The following is a 17,736-nucleotide window of genomic DNA, read 5'->3' as shown; positions in this document are numbered from 1 at the left end:
ACACGGATGAGACTTAGACGTCGAGTTTGTCCATGTCGCCCGGTTTTCCCCCCTTGATCATGGCAGCAATTTCTGTGGTCGAAGGGGTCGGTCCGACGCGTGGCGCCTTGGCAAACACGCTCAACTCGCCACCGATGAGTTTAACGGGCTTGCGGGTAGTTATCGTTTCCATGTTATGATTCTCCGTTGGTTACTTTCCTCGCCGTTCCCCTAAAGGGGTGCCAATGACGCGAGTGACTGAGTTACACTGACTGTCCCATACCGTTCTAGGGTGGCATAGGCTGCGGAATCATTAGGCTACAATCGATCCGGGCGGCTACGTGACTGGCTCTCTGACCTAAGCATTGATTGCGATGTAGCACCGCTTGTGCAAAAGAATTCCAGGCGGTGACTTGTGTGCGCTTATGAGCCGGACTGGCGGCGAATTGGTGACCAAAACTTCCTGAGCCGTAAGGTTCAAACATCGAGCGGAATTTCCTGTGCTAGCTAGTTGCCTACAACGTCTGCGGGGCGGACGAGGGGATGACTTCGAGTGGCACGACTAATTCGTTTTCGAAAATGCTAGGCTCTGAGAGGATGTGTGTTTGCCACCCGTTGGCGCGCAAGGTGTTTATCAGCTTTGGGTGCGTCTCGCCGATAAGCGAGGTGATGCCAGCAACGCGGCAAAACTCCATCAACCCGATCATCAAAACACGCGATACTGGAACCCCGTCAATCTTTTCGTCACCGCTTGCAACCGCCCATCGCGTCCATTCGAAAACGTCGTGCGACCTTGGCCACTTTTGGCCCCGCATGATTTGCGGGTAGACGGTTGAAAGAAGATGTGGCTGCACCGTAGGAAGGAGCCGAGAATACCCGATCACCGTATCGTTCTTGAGAACGCTAAAATGAATAGCGCAATCGTGATCAAACTGATCTATTTCCCGTCTGTCACTCTTGCGTAATGCCTGCCACCCACGTCGCTCCACAAATTGCTGGTGTCGAAATCGCCAGATTTTCTCCATGATTACGGCGTTAGCCCGAGAGTCCCCAATGCAAATCTTCATCATCGCTTCCTGACCCCCGGGGATCACTATGCGCGATCTTTCTGTCCTTCAAAATGAGTAGAAATACTCATTTCTGAGCTAGGTCGCGGATGAAAGTTCAGTGGCAGCTCATCGTTCGTCGCGCTACCATGGTTTGAAACCAAACAATCCCGCGCGGCATGGGAAATAGCGGCAACGGAAAGATCGGCCAAAACGCGCTTAAGAATGCCATCATCTCATAGCGCTAGAGTAAATTTGCAGAGCATACGGTGTGCGTCAAAGACGCCTAAGGCTCGATCAAGCCGCCTCTCAGGCCGCTTTTCGTTGATGGGATCACGTTAAAAAACCATCTCGGCCGATGCTTATCCGCTACCGACCAAATAGGCTTCCACCGCTCTTACCGTCCCGGGTCTCGGGGGCATGCCTATGGGTTAGTGGCGGCCTGTCAGGGAGTATATCTACTCATTTACGTCACCTAGAAATGATTATAGCTGAATTGGTGTCTCCAATAACACTCGCCTCAGTTGGAGCTGGGCCAAGAAGCGGTCCAAACGATTGGATCAGTCCTGGCGTCAAGACAGAAAATCAGCGGAAAGGGAGAATCAAATGTCCTTGCATGTCAGCTACGTAGACAAGGAAATGACGGATCATGCCCGTGCATCACAGCCGGGAAGCGCGGCGCTTGCCCAAGGAACGCAATATTCGTTGTTGTTGAAGAATCAATCGGCGCAACCTTGGACCTTCTATGTCTATCAAAAGATGCCTCAACCTGTTGCCAATGTCTTCTCCTTGGCATGGTTCTGCTCTCCGTATCAAATTCGGGTTGGCAATCAAATCAAGTTCACTTGGGAGCTCGCCTATAATTTCGTCTGGAGCGACACGGGACAACTGATTCCTGGCGTGGACTTTTTTGCCTCCGGGGTGGAGGACTGCAGCCCCAGCGGGAAAAACACCACTACTTTTTCATTAAGTGGTGGACCCGGCCTGACCGTGCCGATCAAGGCGGATCCTGCAGGATCACTGGTCATCAACGATGCTGGCAATGTGCCAAACAATCGGTTCTCCGTGGGCATCGGCATGTCCGGTACAGGAACTTATGTTGTACAAGCGGGCACCAATCTGTTCCACACGTTCACGCCGACTCCGAGCTATTGGATTGCGGCGGGAACGAATGTGTCTATCGGCTCGGTGCTCAGTATCGACACGATCACCCAGACCAGTGAAGCCAAGTTTCCCTCTGCCGTCTTCAATCTCGTAGGCGTGCTCCACGAGGACAATACCTGGGATGTCAACCCGGCTTGATGGCAAGGTGAATTGGCTTCAGCTCCGCCGGTCAGGTCGGAACTGATGCATGGGAGTGCCTCTTGTTGCTGATAAGTGGCACTCCTTCACTCACACATCAATCTTGACCGAGGAACCAAAGATGTTTGCAGGGCCTCCAATCGGTGCGGTGTGTTCGTTTGCGGGGCAAGTTGCCCCTATCTCGAGCTCGGTCAATACAATCTGGAGCAATACATCCTGCGCGAGCTCTGGCGTGGCTGCGGGTACAAATGCGGAAGCTCCTATCTGCTACATCGAAGCCCAGGGATGGATGCTTTGCGACGGACGTTATCTTAGGGCAGCCGCCTATCCAGAACTCTACGCCGTTCTCGGCGGACTCTATGGAGAGCGGAATTCTACGGCCGATCTGGAATTTCGGATTCCGGACTACCGTGGGCTGTTCCTGCGCGGTTTCGATGCCGGTGCCGGTATGGACCCTGACGCGAAACGACGGCTAGATCCAACCGGCAATAATGTTGCGAATGTCGTTGGATCACTCCAATGCGATGCTATGCAAGTTCATGCGCATCCCTATGAGATAACGACGCCGGCGGGAATTTCGCAACAGGGCAGTGCCGCCGGAACTTCTATTTCAAGCAAATCGACAGGTTCACCGGAAAATCCGGCACGCACAGCTCTTGAGACGCGTCCCAAGAACGTGGCCGTGAACTATCTGATCAAGTTTCGGTAACTCGAAAGGGGCGTAGGTCCTTTCATTCGATTCAGAAGCGTCGGTCCGGAAGCGACATCTTGCCGGGCGGCAAAAGAGGAGAAGCTTAATGACTGGTACTTTGAGAGCTTTCGGATGCCTAGCTGCTTTCGCTCTGACCGTCACGTTCGCGCAGGGTGCCGCGGCTGAGAAGCATCAAAAAGGCAAGGTCGGAGCGAAGCCCGTAGAAACTGGCGTTGTGATCCGCGGCGTCACGCTTGCCGGCCCGGTTGGAAATCCGGGAACGTCAACCGGGAAAACATGCGACTTCAGCGGTGAGCCCGTGGATCCATCCGGACGTTTGGAGGGGGCAAGCGTCAACTGCAGGCCAAATGGCACCCGGGCGAATACATTGCCTGGGCTACCTGCACGCTTTAACGCGTATTGCATGATAAATGCGCCGGTCAAAAGTGCGCGGATAATCCAAGCTGCCCGACCAGAAAATGCCAGCCACTGCGACCTGTCGGGGATCACCCCAAAAGACGCGACTGGTCAATTCGGGGGGGCCGTCTGGCGGTAGGCGGTCATTGGACGACTTCTGAGGAAACAAATTCAAAGCACGTCCTCGCAGCCACCCAATGGATGCTGTCTGCTCGGCCTACCGAAAACTGTGTTGCGCCTGTCTATCAATTCAGGCGCAAATTTAGCTCTGCATTTCAACGGGGCTACTATCTGATCATGATGGCTGTCGTGATCCAATAGGCCCGATCTTTGAAGTGCCCGAAAACTCCATATATTTCAGCGGATGATTCTGAGACGAAAGCTTTCGGCAATCATCTGAGGTGTATTAACCACATCGAGCTTTCGCTGGATGTTCAAAATGACATTTTGGATGGTTCGATGGGATCGTCCGAGAATCGTTGCGATCTCTATTGCTGTTTTGCCTGCGGCACACCAATGGATGATTTCGCGCTCTCGCGTTGTGATCATGGGTAAGGCCTGAATTTTTCGACTGGCATCATTCCCAATTTGGGCGCGGAGCAAGCTGTGCGCGTAAGCCGCCATCAGATAGAGCGCGCTTCGGTCGCAGGTTGAGAGCTCTACCTTTTCCGCTCCAAAACTGACAATCGATTGAAACCCAGCGGCAGTGTGTAAAGGAACGCTGAAGCCGTCAATCAACTTGAATTCGCGTGCCTCATTCATGACGCGACGGCTCTGCCGATCGAGTTTTTGATCTCGCAGAGCTTCCGACCAAACAAATGCGTGATCACATGTCTTGCTAAGCTGCACTATGGGGTCGGCGTGGACATAGTTGTTTTCACGATAGCGATCAAACCACCCGGCTGACCAATTGCCCAAAACGAAATAGGGATCAATTCGCTCCGGAGGCGAGGGAATTCCGGATATCGCGAAATAACTAAACCCGAAATATTGTGAAATTTTGCCAAGTAAGAGTAACACATCGTCTTTGCTCTTTGCACTGGCTGACTCTGACAGGAAATCGAACACCAGATTCGAGACCGTTGAGGATTCTTCCTTCACGACAACCTCCCGGTTCGGCGCAAGATTAACGTCGTCACATCTAAGCAGTGAGTGCCCAGTTCGGTGGGCGGCTAAACTCTAAAAACCATATTAGATACCCTTGATACATACAACCAAAAAGCGCATCTTTCAGGTCACGTTGGTCGCCCGAATAAACGTGCGCGTTTTCGCCAGCGGGATCGTCGTCGGCAAACCGTTTGGCGCCAGTGCCACCAGCTGGAAAATAAACCAGAATATATTAGTAAATATATGTTTGTATATTTTTCCAGTTATTGGTGAACTATCAATGCATTACCGTTCTTTTACATAGACTAAACGAATATACTATTAAATATATCCCCTGCGTCTCTTGTCTTGAATCACGTATTTGTAGAGAGTCTGCTTATGAAGGAGGTATGACAACGCTGGAATATTCAACAGGCGAAGGGCTGTCGCAGGGAAGAACGTCGGGGGCTATGGTCCAGGAGGTAGGCTCCAGCACAGCAGGGGACAACGCCCCTATGTTCCAAAAAGCGTCGGGTCGACACAAGACCCAACGGACGCGATGCGAAACTTGATCCAGTCGAGCGATCTGGCTCTTCTCATGGAAGCTCATGATGCCCTCCCCGCGGCTATCGCGGGTCAGGCGGGCTTTGCAGACCTTTGGGCGTCCAGCCCAGCACCGGATGTTAGTTTCCGCTCGTTATGGAGTTATATATGTCGCTAATTGAAAGAAAAATCTTCTCCGTGGGCGTCTCGATCCTAATGGCATGCGGCGCGTCGGCGGCCGATCTAGCTGACCACAGCGTTCCGAGCGCCCCCTCTTATGACGCACCGCGAACCTTCTCGTGGGCCGGGGCTTACGCCGGTCTTCACGGAGGTGTCGCGGCCTCCAAATTCAACCCGTTCAACAATGATCGCGCCCCAGCGGTGGGCGCTCAGGTAGGTTACAATTTCCAGGCCGGACCAGGCGTTTTCGGCGCAGAACTGGAAGGCTCTTACATGAACAACGAAGTGCGTGTGCCTGGCGGTAAGGTGGAAAGCCGCTTCCGCGGTGCCGCGAAGGCGAAGGCTGGTCTGGGCTTTGACCGCACTTTCGTCTACGGCACCGCGGGCGTCACAACGACCGAGTTCGAGGGCCGCCGCCCCGCATCCGGATCGGACAAGTGGAAATCCGGACCGGATAGCTGGAAACAGGGCTACCTCTTCGGCGGCGGCGTCGAGCACGCGTTTTCGGGCGGCGTGTCGGCAAAGATCGAGTACAACTACGTCATTAACAACGCCGTCCCGACCCCGAGCGCAGGCATCGGCTCGAAGTCCGACCTCAACGATAATGTAATCAAGGCGGGCCTCAACTTTCGCTTCTGACGAACTCGTCTGAAGCCTTGAGCATGGGCACGAATCAAGGCCCGTGCGGACAGTTTTCAGACGAGCTGGCCGCTGACGGCTTTCCACTGGGCCATGGCATGCGGTCGGTGATTGCGAATTTGGTTGGCAGAAGGTTTTGTGTGATCTGGAACGAAGAGATTGCGAACAGCGGAGAACAGCGAAACAAAATGTTGCAGGCTCCCGATTGATCGGAATCCCTGGCGCATTCGTTCCCGTTTTCGAAACGGCAGATGCGAGTTCTCCGCCCGGTTGTTCAAGCTCTTGTGTGAGCGATGCTCAACACCCGGCATGACCTGACGTTTTGCCGCTCCATAGGAGCGGAGCTTGTCAGTGATCATGCGCCTCGGCACCATCCCCTGGTTTTTTAGCAGACGCATCACCAAACGTCTGGCAGCCTTGGTATTGCGGCGAACCTGCACGATTTCGTCGAGCACATAGGCTATCCTCGATGGCGTAGCTCGGCTGCTCGTAAGACTGTGCGGCAGCAAGCCGTTATCAGCGCGAACGCACCTTTACCGCAGAGCCCGCATCGAACGGGGAAGGTGGTTCAAGCTATTGTGGCCAACGGACGCGATTGCTGCGGCCAAAGGTACTTCAGCGATATGGTGGCGCGGAGGTAGCGCCTTCAAGCTACGATGTTGATAACCGCTATGAATTGACCCGGCGCCGGGTCAATTCTAAGTCGCAATCAACATCGTGTTGCCTGTCCATCTCAATATAACCCAATTAATTAGTGCCATGAAATTCTTCTAACGAGCCACCGGTTCGACTCCCTTCAAGACCAGCAGATCAGATCTAAAATGTCAGGTCGAGGGAACGGAGGCACCCAATGGGAAATCGTCCGCTTAGATTTTTGGCGGTGGTTCGAATTCCTATAAGACGATTATCTTCAGCACACCGGTTGGTGGCCAATGGCGCGCCGAAGTCACGCCACATAGGTGCTCCGCGCACGGGCTGCTTAGTTATTATTTCGGCCGGCATGCTCGATTTCAGGATCAGAATTCCACAACTGGAAGGAATATTAGCATCCTGTCGTTATCATTAGTATATTAAATATATAGACTACGACAACAAATGAGGTGCTGCGAATGAAAATTCTGGGTCTATCGGGCAATGTCAAGCAGCCGTCGCGAACTGCCTCTGTTGTGGAGGCCGTCGTCGTTGCAGCGGCATCGAAGCTGGGCCTCGAAAGCCGAACCATAGAGCTGTTTGACGCTGCTCCGATTCTATTCAGGGCGCTTCGGTCCGACCAGCTGGATGCCGCGGGGCGTGCGATTATCGACGCCGTCGAGGCGGCTGATGTCCTGGTTGTCGGGTCGCCGGTCTACCGGGCATCGTATGCCGGCGCTCTCAAACATCTTTTCGATCTTGTTGACTACCGCGCACTGACCGGCAAGCGGGTCATTCTAGCTGCCACAGGCGGCACGCCGCTGCACGGTTTGATGATTGAACATCAGTTGCGCCCGCTGTTCGGCTTCTTCAACGCGCTGACGCTGCCGACTGCTATTTACGCCACAGAAATCGATTTCGCGAATTATGAGATCACCAGCCCTGCGGTTCGCGAGCGCATCGAGCGCGCCGTTTCAGAACTCGCGCAGGTGCTGCCGATCTCCAATAACGCCGCTGCCGACCGCGCCCATGGAAACCGCCCAGCGGCCGTCGCCGCGTCAGCTTAGTCATTTTAAGGGAGAGTGCCATGTCCTATGCCAGTAGAGAGCCGGTCAAATTTGCATACTGGGTGCCCAATGTTTCGGGCGGCCTCGTCATTTCGAACATCGAGCAACGCACCAGCTGGACGATCGAGTACAACAGAAAGCTGGCGCAAATCGCCGAGGCGAGCGGCTTCGATTACGCACTGAGCCAGATTCGCTTCACCGCCGGTTACGGCGCCGAGTTCCAGCATGAATCGGTCTCCTTTAGCCATGCACTGCTGGAATCCACGACGACACTAAAGGTGATCGCGGCCATTCTGCCGGGACCGTGGAACCCAACACTGGCGGCCAAGCAGATTGCCACGATCAATCACCTCACCAATGGCCGTGTCGCCGTCAATGTCGTGAGTGGCTGGTTCCGCGGCGAGTTCCACGCGATCGGCGAGCACTGGTTAGATCATGACGAGCGCTACCGCCGCTCGGAGGAATTCATCCGCGCGCTACGTGGTATCTGGACCGAGGATAATTTCACGTTCCACGGCGATTTCTATCGCTTCAACAATTATTCGCTGAAGCCCAAGCCGATCGATCCGCAGCCGGAAATCTTCCAGGGGGGCTCCTCGCGCGCCGCGCGCGACATGGCATCGCGCGTTTCCGACTGGTACTTCACCAATGGCAACACGCCAGAGGAAATCGGCAAGCAGGTCGCTGACATTCAGGGCAAGGCCAAGGGCAACGGTCATTCCGTCCGCGTTGGCGTCAACGCTTTCGCCATCGTCCGCGAGACCGAGGAAGAGGCAAGGTCCGTCCTTGCCGAGATCATCGAGAAGGCCAATCCGGACGCGGTCAATGCCTTTGGCCACGAGGTCAAGAATGCCGGAAAGGCGTCGCCTGAAGGCGAGGGCAACTGGGCGAAATCCTCCTTCGAAGATCTGGTCCAATATAATGACGGCTTCCGCTCCAACCTGATCGGTACGCCGGAGCAGGTGGCGCGGCGTGTGGTCGATCTAAAGCGTGCCGGGGCCGATCTCATCCTGCTCGGCTTCCTGCATTTCCAGGAAGAGGTCGAGTATTTCGGCAAACACGTGATCCCGCTGGTGCGGGCGATCGAAGAGGCCGAAGCTTCGAGCGCAATTGCTGCGGAATAAGTCATCATGAGACAGGCGGCCGGTTTTCGGCCGCCACGGGGAATAACGGAGCCGCAGATGGCGACACCTGCGGGCGGGACATTGTGCAACAAGCTATCGGTTGGGCGTAATGGAAAACGGGGGCATGCGCACGATGACATTGGCTTTTGGATCGCTGGGTTCCGCGCCTTTTCCGCCGGAGATACAGGAGCAACTGGCTGGACTTGACGGTCAGCCGCGCCAGGACGGCGAGCGGCAAGCGACCACAAGTGAGACAATTCTAGATCTTGTCGGGGTGACCTTGTCCTTCGGCGGTGTCGTCGCCCTGACGGATATCGATCTGTCAGCGCGTCGGGGAGAAATCCTCGCCATTATCGGGCCGAACGGCGCGGGCAAGAGCTCAATCATCAACGTGATCAGCGGCGTGTACCGACCGGATCGTGGTCATGTGCGGCTCTCCGGGCGCCTCTACACCCAGGTCCCGACACAGAAGCTCGCCCGTTTGGGTATTGCCCGCACGTTTCAAAATCTGGCCTTGTTCAAGGGCTTGAGCGTTCTAGAAAATGTCGTCATTGGCCGGGCGCACACGACGCGGTCGAGCTTCATCGAACAGATCGTCGGCCTCGGTCGTGCCCGCACGGAACAGACGGATGCCCGCAGTCGGGCCGTGAACGTGCTCGAGTTCCTCCACCTCTCGCATGTCGGCGATCGTCTGGCCGGTACACTGCCTTATGGGTTGCAAAAGCGGGTGGAATTGGCACGCGCGCTGGTGGCCGAGCCCGATATCCTGCTGCTCGATGAGCCGATGGCCGGCATGACGGCGACGGAAAAGAACGAGATGGCCGGTTTCGTGCGCGCCGCCCGTGACAGGTTCGGTACCACCGTCGTGCTGATCGAGCACGATATCGGGGTCGTGATGGATCTCTCCGACCGCGTCGCCGTGCTCGACTACGGCCGCAAGATCGCCGATGGAACGCCCCACGAGGTCCAGCGCGACCAGCGCGTGATCGATGCCTATCTCGGTGTCGCCCCTGAGAACGAAAACGGGGAGGGCATCTAATGGCTGATTTCGACTGGCTGTTCTTCACCGAGGTCCTCGTCGGCGGCCTTCTGTCCGGCGTCATGTATTCGCTGGTCGCGATCGGCTTCGTGCTGATCTACAAGACATCCGGCGTTCTTAATTTTGCGCAAGGGGCGATGCTTCTGTTCGCGGCGCTGACCTTCGTCAGCCTGACGGAACGCGGCATTTCCTTCCCGCTGGCATTCACTATTACCTTCGCGATCATGGTCGTTATCGGAATAGCCGTCGAGCGCACCGTGTTAAGGCCGCTGACCAACAAGCCGCCGATCACGCTCTTCATGGCGACGCTTGGCCTCTCCTATATCATCGAGGGGGCGGCGCAGCTGATCTGGGGCACGCAGGTGCACGGCCTTGACCTCGGTATCGAGGACGTGCCGTTCGACGTCGGTGGTGTCTACATCAGTCAGTTCGACATCTTCGCAGCCGTCGTTGCCGCCTCAATGGTGCTGCTGCTTTCTCTCTTCTTCCGTTACACCCGCATCGGGCTTGGTTTTCGCGCCGTCGCCGACGACCAGTTCGCGGCGCTCACCGTCGGATTGAGGCTCCCCTGGATCTGGGCGACGGTGTGGGCGGCTGCAGGCCTAGTGGCGCTGGTCGCCGGCCTGTTGTGGGGAGCCCGCGTCGGAGTGCAATTCTCCCTGTCGCTGATCGTCCTGAAGGCTCTGCCTGTTCTTGTGCTCGGCGGCTTTGACTCGATCCTCGGTGCGATCGTCGGCGGACTGTTGATCGGTGCGTCCGAGAAGCTGGCCGAGGTCTATATTGGTGAATATTTTGGCGGCGGTATCGAGGGCTGGTTTGCCTATGTCATCGCGCTCGCCTTCCTCCTCGTGCGACCTTCCGGCCTGTTTGGCCAGAAGCTCGTGGAAAGGGTCTGACCGATGTCCACGATCACTCATGATCTTCCGGCATACAGTTTCCCCGCCCGCTGGGCGACGCCACTGGCCTGGCTTGCCATTGCCTATGTCGTTGTGCCGCTTCTCGGGTCCGACTATCTGTTCGAGGCTATCCTGCTGCCGTTCCTGGCGCTCAGCCTCGCCGGCCTCGGTCTCAATGTCCTGACGGGTTATGCGGGGCAGGTGTCGCTTGGAAGTGCTGCCTTCATGGCGGTTGGCGCCTTCGCCGCGTTCAATTTCAACCTTCGCGTCGACGGTCTGCCTTTGATCGTCAGCATGGTTCTTGCGGGTTTAGCAGCCGCCGGTATCGGCCTGGTGTTCGGCCTCCCAAGCCTGCGCCTCAAGGGCTTTTACCTTGCGGTTTCGACCCTCGCCGCGCAGTTTTTCGTACAGTGGGCGCTGACCAAATTCAGCTGGTTCTCCAACGATTCCGCATCCGGCGTGATCGATGCGCCGCAGCTTTCGGTCTCCGGCCTTGTCTTCGATGGCCCGGTCGGACGATATTATTTAGCGCTGACGGTGGTCACCGTCCTCACGGTGCTGACCTATCGATTGATGAATTCGCAGACCGGCCGCAATTTCATTGCCGTGCGCGACAACGAGACAGCGGCGCGGATCATTGGCGTGCCGGTGCTGAAGACCAAGCTTCTGGCCTTCGCGGTCTCCTCCTTCATCATCGGAATTGCCGGCGTCCTGTGGGCCTTCGCCTATCTCCGCACGGTCGAGCCTGCCGGCTTCAATCTCGACCGCTCATTCCAGATCCTGTTCATCGTCATCATCGGTGGGCTTGCCTCGATCCGGGGGGCCTTTTTTGGAGCGGCGTTGATCGTTGTTTTTCCACTAGTCCTGTCGCGGCTTGGTTCGTTCCTGCTCGGCGACATCTTCAATTCGGGCGTGCTCGATATGAGCCAGCGCATCGTGCTCGGCGCACTCATCATTCTCTTTCTGATCCTCGAACCGGATGGGCTTGTCGCGCTTTGGGACCGGGTTCGAAAACGCATCGGCGCCGCGATCGTGCGGTCCTGATCGAAACGGAGCCTTCAAAGCTCTGAAATACCAACAGCCTTCATCAGATCAACCCGAACCGGCGCCTTGCCCGGTCGATACCCGGAGTATGTCCAAAAATGACGATCCTTGCCAAATTCAAGATCGTGGCTCTTGCCGCCAGCCTCGCCTTTACGGTGGCGCTGCCGATGGCCCACGCGGATGAACAATACTTCCCGCTCCAGAGCTATCGCGTCGGCCCCTATGCTGCCGGCGGCACCGGCTTCTTCGGTGGCTTCATTGATTATCTGAATCTGATCAACACGCGGGACGGCGGCGTCAACGGCGTCAAGTTGACATGGTCGGAAGCTGAAACGCAGTATGAGGTCGAGCGTGGCGTCGAAGCGTACGAGCGCCTCAAGAGCAACCCGAGCGTGGCTGCCTGGAACCCGCTCTCCGTCGGCATTGCCTATGCGATGATCGATCGCATCACCGCAGACAAGGTGCCGCTGATCACCATCAACCATGGTCGCACCGATTCGACCGACGGCCGCGTTTTCCCTTACGTCTTTCCGCTGCTTCTCAATCCCTACAGCGAAACGTCCGGCATCGTGAACTATATCGCGGGAAAGGAGGGTGGACTCGAAAGCTTGAAAGGCAAGAAGATCGTCGTTCTCTATCACGGCTCGCCCTATGGCAAGGAAACCATTCCGATCTATGAACTGCTGGCGAAGAAATACGGTTTCGAACTGCAGCAGATCGAGGTGCCGCATCCCGGCAACGAACAGCAGTCGCAGTGGCTCACGATCCGGCGCGCCAAGCCGGACTACGTCGTCCTGCGCGGGTGGGGCGTGATGAACCCGGTCGCGCTGAAGACCGCAGCGAAGGTCGGCTTCCCGGCAGACCACATTATCGGCAATGTCTGGTCCAATTCAGAAGAAGACGTCATCCCCGCTGGCGATGCCGCCAAGGGCTATACGGCGATCACCACCCAGGCATCGGGCGCCGCATATCCGGTCGTCCAGGAAATCGTCAAAACAATCTACGACGCCGGCAAGGGCAACCTCGAAGATAAGAACCGCATTGGCTCGGTCTATCACAATCTCGGTATCGTCAACGGCATCCTCAATGTCGAAGCGATCCGTATCGCCCAGGAGAAGTTCGGCAAGCGGACGCTGACCGGCGACGAGGTCCGCTGGGGGTTTGAACACCTGCAGCTCGATCCGGCGCGTGTCGAGGCGCTCGGCGCCAAGGGCCTGTTCCACTCAATCAATGTCACCTGGGACAACCACGAGGGCAACGGCTACGTGACGTTCCAGCAGTGGAATGGGAAGAAGTGGAACGTCGTCTCTGACTGGATCGCGCCGGACTGGGCATTGCTACGTCCGATCATCGAAAAGTCGTCGGAGGCTTACGCTGCGGAAAAGGGCATCAAGCTTCGTACGGCGGCAGACGCCGAAACAGCGACCAACTGATCCTTTGAAGCCGCGCGCGGCGGGCGCGGCTTCAAGCAAAGGCGCGGGAATGGATGTTGTTCCCTCTCAACCAGCCTCGCGCCTTCTCCTTTTTCAATTGCAGCTCTCAGGCATGGACAGGAACACGATCATGGCTCACGACACTGCTCTGCTTGCCGTCGATGGTCTGAAAGCAACGTACAATCATGCCATCACGGCCCTCGATGGCGTCGACCTCCATCTGGTGCGCGGTGAAATCCTGGCACTCCTCGGCGCCAACGGCGCCGGCAAGACGACAACGCTCAAGGCGCTGTCCAACCTGCTTCCAGCCGAACGTGGGCAGGTCGTTTCAGGCAGTATCCGGTTTGACGGGCTCGATGTCCTACGCACAAGCCCCGGCACCTTGGTACGCGCTGGTCTCGTGCAGGTACTTGAAGGTCGCCATTGCTTTCGCAGTCTGACGGTCGAGGAGAACCTTATCTCTGGTGGGTTGGGCCGGGGCAGCACACGCGCTGAAATTGCTGGAGATATCGAGAAAGTCTACGCCCATTTTCCCAGGTTAAGGGAAAAGCGCCGCGCCTTCTCCGGCCTGACCTCGGGCGGCGAGCAGCAGTTGACGGCGATCGGCCGGGCGCTGATGTCGCGGCCACGTTTGCTGGTGCTTGACGAGCCATCCATGGGATTGGCGCCGATCGTCGTCCAGGACATTTTCCGTATACTTCGCCACCTCAATCGAGAAGAGGGCCTTTCCATCCTTGTGGCGGAGCAGAACTCTGCCGTCGCTCTGAAATATGCCGATCGCGCCATCATTCTCGAAAACGGCGTTGCCGTCCTCACTGGCAATGCGAACGATCTGCGGGCGCGCGACGACATCAAGTCCTTCTACCTCGGCCAAAAGGCCGTGGCTCCCTCCATCCCGGCTGTTGTCAGCTAATCCAATCCAAGAGGAGAATCCACTATGACCCTTCCCACCATAAATGCCGAAAATGCCGCAAAGGCCGTGCCACCTGTTCTGCGCCCGTCGCAGCCAGCCCACATCATCAAGACTGACGCCGAAGCGATTGCCATCGCCAAGACACTTGCGGCAGAGTTCGTCAAGGAATCGGCAGCGCGCGACCGCGACCGCATCTGGCCGGTCAAGGAACTGGACGCGTTTTCGCAGAGCGGGCTTTGGTCTATCAACGTGCCGAAGGCCTTCGGCGGTCCCGAGGTCTCTTATGCGACGCTTGCGAAGGTCATCGAGATCATCTCGGCGGCCGATTCATCGATCGGACAGATTGCGCAGAACCATCTTGGCGTCGTGGCAGCGATCCGCACGGTTTCGGACCCGGCCCAGCAAAAACTGTTGTTCGCGGAAGTGTTGAAAGGAACGCGCTTCGGCAATGCCTTCTCCGAATTTGGATCCAAGCGCGCGGTGGATTTCGAGACCAAATTCGTCGATGCCGGCGATCATGTCGTCGTCAACGGCCAGAAATTCTACTCGTCAGGGGCACTGCTCGCGCATCTGGTGCCGATCGTGGCACTGGATGAGGAGGGCAGGGCCTGGTACGCCATTGCGGAGCGCGGTGCGCCGGGTCTGACCGTCATCGACGACTGGTCCTCCTTCGGCCAGCGTACCACGCTGTCGGGCACGGTCCTGCTTGACAATGTCAAAGTGCCGAAGACGCATCTCGTGCCCGGCTACAAGGGGTATGAAGTGCCGACTGCGGACGGAGCGATCTTCCAGATTATCCAAGTGGCTGTCGATACCGGCATCGCGCAGGCCGCGATTGACGAGACCGTCAGTTTTGTGCGCACCAAGAGCCGCGCCTGGGTGGATTCCGGCGTCGACAACGCTTGGGACGATCCCTACACAATCCAGGCGATCGGGGACTTGACGCTACGGCTGCATGCGGCGCAGGCGCTGCTAGAGAAGGCAGGTTATGCCATTGACCGGGCGATCCTCAATCCGAATGCGGGAACCGTTGCAGAAGCCCAGATCGTTACCGCCGAAGCGAAGATCCTCTCCACCGAAATCGCGATTGCGGCCACCAACAAGTTGTTCGAGCTGGCAGGAACGCGCTCGACCCTTGCAGAGCACGGGCTTGATCGCCACTGGCGCAACGCCCGCACCCATACTCTGCACGACCCGGTCCGCTGGAAGTACGCCATATTGGGTAAGTATTTCCTGAATGGTGAGAAGCCACCGCTCCATGCCTGGAGCTGAGGATTCCGATCTGCACAGCACCCTAAGATCAGGTGCTCTGCAGATTATGTCTGCAGCGCATACGAGGGAGGAAGCTTTCGCCTTCGTCAACGAGGTGTCGCGGACATTTTTGCCGCTGCTTGGCCGCCGATTGTCATCGCCCCAAGTCTTTTTTTCATATTCTGCCGGCCACCGCGAAGGGCGCGCAGTGCCGCCGAGATAAAGGTTTTGGCATCCGTCATTCAAATCGCTCCTATCAAAACAATGGATTTCACTAATTCGCTCTTAGAAAACATAAGGGCTGCTGGCGGCGCCGGCCGCCTCATAAGGAGTATTTACGATGAAGATCGAACGCACTGATAACAGCCCCTTTATTTTCGGATCCGATGACAAAGACACAATCGATGGAAGCAACTTCAATGACTGGATTAAAGCCTACGGCGGCGATGATTTGATTCGGGCTGATGGCGGCATTGACTTTATCGAGGCCGGTCCCGGCCATGACATTGTCTGGGCCGGGGATGGCTCAGACTCAATCCGTGCTGGTGAAGGTCACGACCTCGTGTATAGCGACGCCACCTCCGCCTCCAAACCCTTCGGCGAGCACCGCGTAATACCACATAGCGGCGAGGGCGACGATCGGATCGACGCGGGCCCCGGGAAGGATATCCTGGTTGCTGGTGACGGCGCAGATGTTTTGACTGGCGGCGAAGACGGCGACGCCTTCGTGTTTCGGTTCCACGACCCTATGGTTGGAACAACACACTGCTATACGACTGTGACGGATTTTGATCCGGAGCAGGACCGTTTTGTCCTGGACGCCGCAGATTTCGGTGGTGATAGGAATGTGTTTGGCGCGAATTTCATCAACCATTCCAAGGGTTTCCCGGGCGAATTTGTGGACACTTTCTTCAATGGCGAGGCCGCGAACGCGCACGGTGAGCACGTCGTGGTAATCACTGATCGAGGGTTCACGTCTAGCTCTGCCGCCGCGACCGCTATTCACGGCGAAGCCCGCGGTGACATCATTGTCTACCATGATGAAAAAACTCTCGGTCAAGATGGCGAAACTCACGGTGCGACACTAGCCTATGTCGATTCTGCGAACCACGCGCATGCCTTCGCTCATGTCGACAATCTGCACGACATGTCGGATCTTACCTCGCTTACGGCGGAAAATTTCGGCTTCATTTAATTCGAAGATCCGAGGAGCGTTCCACCCTTGGGGCGCTTCTCTTTTCTAACGTGGCGCGGTACCTAAAATAGAAACGACGTAGTTTTTGATCGAATGCACCGGCACGTGAACAAGGTCCAATGGCCGGTCGCGTACTGTCCAATGTCGGCGTTGTTCAACCGCAAAGACGTGACCCTGGTCGAGAGGATCGTGAGATGCTGGCGGAGTTGGCCCTGCTGCTGAAGACCGGCGTGGTATCAGGAGCGACGCCGGCGTAGCGTCCGTCTTCTGTACAGGCCCGCGAAGCAATTCCATCTTAGTGAAAGTCCGCGTTGAGGGCCTTAGCAGGATTATTTCCCGTTTGATGGCTGCGCATGGCGAGGGGCCCACGCGGTCACATCCTCTCGGTGGCGGTGCGTCTTCCGTCGAGGAAGGTTGGCATTGCCGTTACCAGTACTGTCGTCAACATACTGGCGTTGGCAACAGGCTTCGGTGATCTGCTCGGCCGGAAATGAGCAACCGCCGTTACTTCAACAATCATTTACGTTGAACGAGCCTAGTCATCTCGCTGACAACGCTTTCCAAGATGTTGCGCATCATGCAGTCTGCCGGTTTGCTTGCGGCGCAAGTCTAATCAACCTGCCGAAAGCAATAGGCGTTCGCAAGGCACGATCGTAAGGGAAAACAGACGCTTAATGCAAAACAGCGCGTAGGTCCATGGCGATGCTATCCGTAGACCAGGCAACTGGCGCGGGCTGGCGTCAAATGCCTTTAGGCCTGTCGTTCGGGTCAAACTGAATGATCGTGATCCAATTGGCAGTGAGTGCCGGTCGGTTCTCGTTCTCGATCTCGACCGTCACCTCGTAGGTGGTCACCAGCATGCTTGCGCCGCGAAATTGACATTCAGAGAGAACGAAGCGACCGCGCACACGACTGCCGGTCTTGACCGGTGACATGAAACGCACCCGGTCTAAGCCGTAGTTAAGGCCCATGGTCTGCTCGCGGATCCTTGGCATGCCGCTGAAGTTCATCGCCGACAGAAGCGAGAGTGTTAAGAAGCCATGAGCGATCGTGCCACCAAACGGGCTTTCGACTGCCGCGCGTTCCGGGTGCACGTGGATGAATTGATGATCGTGTGTCGCGTCGGCAAAGAGATCGATTGTAGTTTGATCAACGGTGATCCATTCGGATTTGCCGAGTTCCTGGCCAATTCGCGACGGCACGTCGGCGAGCGAAAGTTCGTGCATTCGACCTCACTTATTTGATGACTGATCAAGTCGTG

Annotated in this window: 17 protein-coding genes and 1 pseudogene; 12 read left to right on the top strand and 6 right to left on the bottom strand. The window is 56.8% G+C overall.

Translation table 11 applies throughout. The features are described 5' to 3' along the window. Positions 1-13: 13 nt before the first annotated feature. Both GR198_RS35435 and GR198_RS18845 read right to left on the bottom strand, forming a co-directional pair. The gene (locus GR198_RS35435) at positions 14-172 is read right to left on the bottom strand and encodes a hypothetical protein (RefSeq protein WP_018484260.1); all 159 of its coding nucleotides are present in this window, start codon (positions 170-172) and stop codon (positions 14-16) included. Between the two features lie 322 nt (positions 173-494). After that, complete coding sequence (locus tag GR198_RS18845; protein ID WP_028734672.1) at positions 495-1,049, bottom strand: acyl-homoserine-lactone synthase; 555 nt, start codon at positions 1,047-1,049, stop codon at positions 495-497. Positions 1,050-1,631: 582 nt separating this feature from the next. Here GR198_RS18845 and GR198_RS18840 point away from each other — a divergent pair. Together GR198_RS18840 and GR198_RS18835 are read left to right on the top strand one after the other, a co-directional pair. Continuing rightward, positions 1,632-2,327, top strand: coding sequence for a hypothetical protein (locus GR198_RS18840; protein WP_018484262.1), 696 nt, complete (start codon positions 1,632-1,634; stop codon positions 2,325-2,327). 232 nt (positions 2,328-2,559) lie between these two features. Further along, positions 2,560-3,036 (top strand): tail fiber protein, encoded by a 477-nt coding sequence (locus tag GR198_RS18835; protein ID WP_032998704.1) that lies wholly within the window; start codon positions 2,560-2,562, stop codon positions 3,034-3,036. A 756-nt stretch (positions 3,037-3,792) separates the two neighbouring features. On the opposite strand, the gene GR198_RS18830 is transcribed toward GR198_RS18835, so the two are convergent. After that, positions 3,793-4,536, bottom strand: a complete 744-nt coding sequence (locus tag GR198_RS18830) for a helix-turn-helix transcriptional regulator (protein ID WP_018484264.1) — start codon at positions 4,534-4,536, stop codon at positions 3,793-3,795. 696 nt (positions 4,537-5,232) lie between these two features. On the opposite strand from GR198_RS18830, the gene GR198_RS18825 reads away from it, so the two are divergent. Beyond that, on the top strand, positions 5,233-5,883 hold the full coding sequence (locus GR198_RS18825) for an outer membrane protein (RefSeq protein WP_131591390.1): 651 nt from the start codon (positions 5,233-5,235) through the stop codon (positions 5,881-5,883). Between the two features lie 56 nt (positions 5,884-5,939). On the opposite strand, the pseudogene GR198_RS18820 reads toward GR198_RS18825, so the two are convergent. Next, positions 5,940-6,341: pseudogene (locus GR198_RS18820) on the bottom strand (DDE-type integrase/transposase/recombinase); the annotation flags it as partial. A 651-nt stretch (positions 6,342-6,992) separates the two neighbouring features. On the opposite strand from GR198_RS18820, the gene msuE reads away from it, so the two are divergent. From msuE to GR198_RS18780, 8 genes are all read left to right on the top strand, one after another. Then, positions 6,993-7,580, top strand: a complete 588-nt coding sequence (msuE, locus tag GR198_RS18815) for an FMN reductase (protein WP_131714145.1) — start codon at positions 6,993-6,995, stop codon at positions 7,578-7,580. A gap of 20 nt (positions 7,581-7,600) precedes the next feature. Beyond that, a complete protein-coding gene (sfnG, locus tag GR198_RS18810; protein ID WP_018517082.1) occupies positions 7,601-8,704 on the top strand; it encodes a dimethylsulfone monooxygenase SfnG in 1,104 nt (367 codons plus the stop codon). Positions 8,705-8,828: 124 nt separating this feature from the next. Continuing rightward, complete coding sequence (locus GR198_RS18805; protein ID WP_164021376.1) at positions 8,829-9,743, top strand: ABC transporter ATP-binding protein; 915 nt, start codon at positions 8,829-8,831, stop codon at positions 9,741-9,743. Further along, positions 9,743-10,639 (top strand): branched-chain amino acid ABC transporter permease, encoded by an 897-nt coding sequence (locus GR198_RS18800; RefSeq protein ID WP_018517084.1) that lies wholly within the window; start codon positions 9,743-9,745, stop codon positions 10,637-10,639. Before GR198_RS18805 ends, GR198_RS18800 begins: the two co-directional genes overlap by 1 nt. Positions 10,640-10,642: 3 nt before the next feature. After that, positions 10,643-11,683 (top strand): branched-chain amino acid ABC transporter permease, encoded by a 1,041-nt coding sequence (locus GR198_RS18795; RefSeq protein WP_028734677.1) that lies wholly within the window; start codon positions 10,643-10,645, stop codon positions 11,681-11,683. A gap of 98 nt (positions 11,684-11,781) precedes the next feature. Beyond that, positions 11,782-13,116 (top strand): ABC transporter substrate-binding protein, encoded by a 1,335-nt coding sequence (locus GR198_RS18790; RefSeq protein WP_018484271.1) that lies wholly within the window; start codon positions 11,782-11,784, stop codon positions 13,114-13,116. A gap of 130 nt (positions 13,117-13,246) precedes the next feature. After that, positions 13,247-14,029, top strand: a complete 783-nt coding sequence (locus GR198_RS18785) for an ABC transporter ATP-binding protein (protein WP_164069374.1) — start codon at positions 13,247-13,249, stop codon at positions 14,027-14,029. Between the two features lie 24 nt (positions 14,030-14,053). Further along, a complete protein-coding gene (locus tag GR198_RS18780) occupies positions 14,054-15,301 on the top strand; it encodes an SfnB family sulfur acquisition oxidoreductase (RefSeq protein WP_164069373.1) in 1,248 nt (415 codons plus the stop codon). An 86-nt stretch (positions 15,302-15,387) separates the two neighbouring features. Here GR198_RS18780 and GR198_RS36130 read toward each other — a convergent pair whose 3' ends face one another. Then, positions 15,388-15,522 carry a hypothetical protein gene (locus GR198_RS36130; RefSeq protein ID WP_280753381.1) on the bottom strand — a complete coding sequence of 45 codons (135 nt, stop codon included), beginning with the start codon at positions 15,520-15,522 and terminating at the stop codon, positions 15,388-15,390. A 98-nt stretch (positions 15,523-15,620) separates the two neighbouring features. Here GR198_RS36130 and GR198_RS18775 point away from each other — a divergent pair, with 98 nt between their 5' ends. Beyond that, a complete protein-coding gene (locus GR198_RS18775; protein ID WP_164069372.1) occupies positions 15,621-16,475 on the top strand; it encodes a calcium-binding protein in 855 nt (284 codons plus the stop codon). Between the two features lie 740 nt (positions 16,476-17,215). Here the strand turns inward: GR198_RS18775 and GR198_RS18770 are convergent. Beyond that, positions 17,216-17,701 carry a MaoC family dehydratase gene (locus GR198_RS18770; RefSeq protein WP_018068343.1) on the bottom strand — a complete coding sequence of 162 codons (486 nt, stop codon included), beginning with the start codon at positions 17,699-17,701 and terminating at the stop codon, positions 17,216-17,218. Between the last annotated feature and the right edge of the window lie 35 nt (positions 17,702-17,736).

Origin of the sequence: Rhizobium leguminosarum, from assembly GCF_010668065.1 — a bacterium.
Lineage (GTDB): Bacteria > Pseudomonadota > Alphaproteobacteria > Rhizobiales > Rhizobiaceae > Rhizobium > Rhizobium leguminosarum_S.
This window is presented reverse-complemented; position numbering and strand designations above follow the sequence as displayed.

What these genes read in the sequence shown, in the direction of transcription:
- GR198_RS35435 (WP_018484260.1), bottom strand. Translation starts at nt 172, where the DNA reads ATGGAAACGATAACTACCCGCAAGCCCGTTAAACTCATCGGTGGCGAG.
- GR198_RS18845 (WP_028734672.1), bottom strand. Translation starts at nt 1,049, where the DNA reads ATGATGAAGATTTGCATTGGGGACTCTCGGGCTAACGCCGTAATCATG.
- GR198_RS18840 (WP_018484262.1), top strand. Translation starts at nt 1,632, where the DNA reads ATGTCCTTGCATGTCAGCTACGTAGACAAGGAAATGACGGATCATGCC.
- GR198_RS18825 (WP_131591390.1), top strand. Translation starts at nt 5,233, where the DNA reads ATGTCGCTAATTGAAAGAAAAATCTTCTCCGTGGGCGTCTCGATCCTA.
- msuE (WP_131714145.1), top strand. Translation starts at nt 6,993, where the DNA reads ATGAAAATTCTGGGTCTATCGGGCAATGTCAAGCAGCCGTCGCGAACT.
- sfnG (WP_018517082.1), top strand. Translation starts at nt 7,601, where the DNA reads ATGTCCTATGCCAGTAGAGAGCCGGTCAAATTTGCATACTGGGTGCCC.
- GR198_RS18805 (WP_164021376.1), top strand. Translation starts at nt 8,829, where the DNA reads ATGCGCACGATGACATTGGCTTTTGGATCGCTGGGTTCCGCGCCTTTT.
- GR198_RS18800 (WP_018517084.1), top strand. Translation starts at nt 9,743, where the DNA reads ATGGCTGATTTCGACTGGCTGTTCTTCACCGAGGTCCTCGTCGGCGGC.
- GR198_RS18795 (WP_028734677.1), top strand. Translation starts at nt 10,643, where the DNA reads ATGTCCACGATCACTCATGATCTTCCGGCATACAGTTTCCCCGCCCGC.
- GR198_RS18790 (WP_018484271.1), top strand. Translation starts at nt 11,782, where the DNA reads ATGACGATCCTTGCCAAATTCAAGATCGTGGCTCTTGCCGCCAGCCTC.
- GR198_RS18785 (WP_164069374.1), top strand. Translation starts at nt 13,247, where the DNA reads ATGGCTCACGACACTGCTCTGCTTGCCGTCGATGGTCTGAAAGCAACG.
- GR198_RS18780 (WP_164069373.1), top strand. Translation starts at nt 14,054, where the DNA reads ATGACCCTTCCCACCATAAATGCCGAAAATGCCGCAAAGGCCGTGCCA.
- GR198_RS36130 (WP_280753381.1), bottom strand. Translation starts at nt 15,522, where the DNA reads ATGACGGATGCCAAAACCTTTATCTCGGCGGCACTGCGCGCCCTTCGC.
- GR198_RS18775 (WP_164069372.1), top strand. Translation starts at nt 15,621, where the DNA reads ATGAAGATCGAACGCACTGATAACAGCCCCTTTATTTTCGGATCCGAT.
- GR198_RS18770 (WP_018068343.1), bottom strand. Translation starts at nt 17,701, where the DNA reads ATGCACGAACTTTCGCTCGCCGACGTGCCGTCGCGAATTGGCCAGGAA.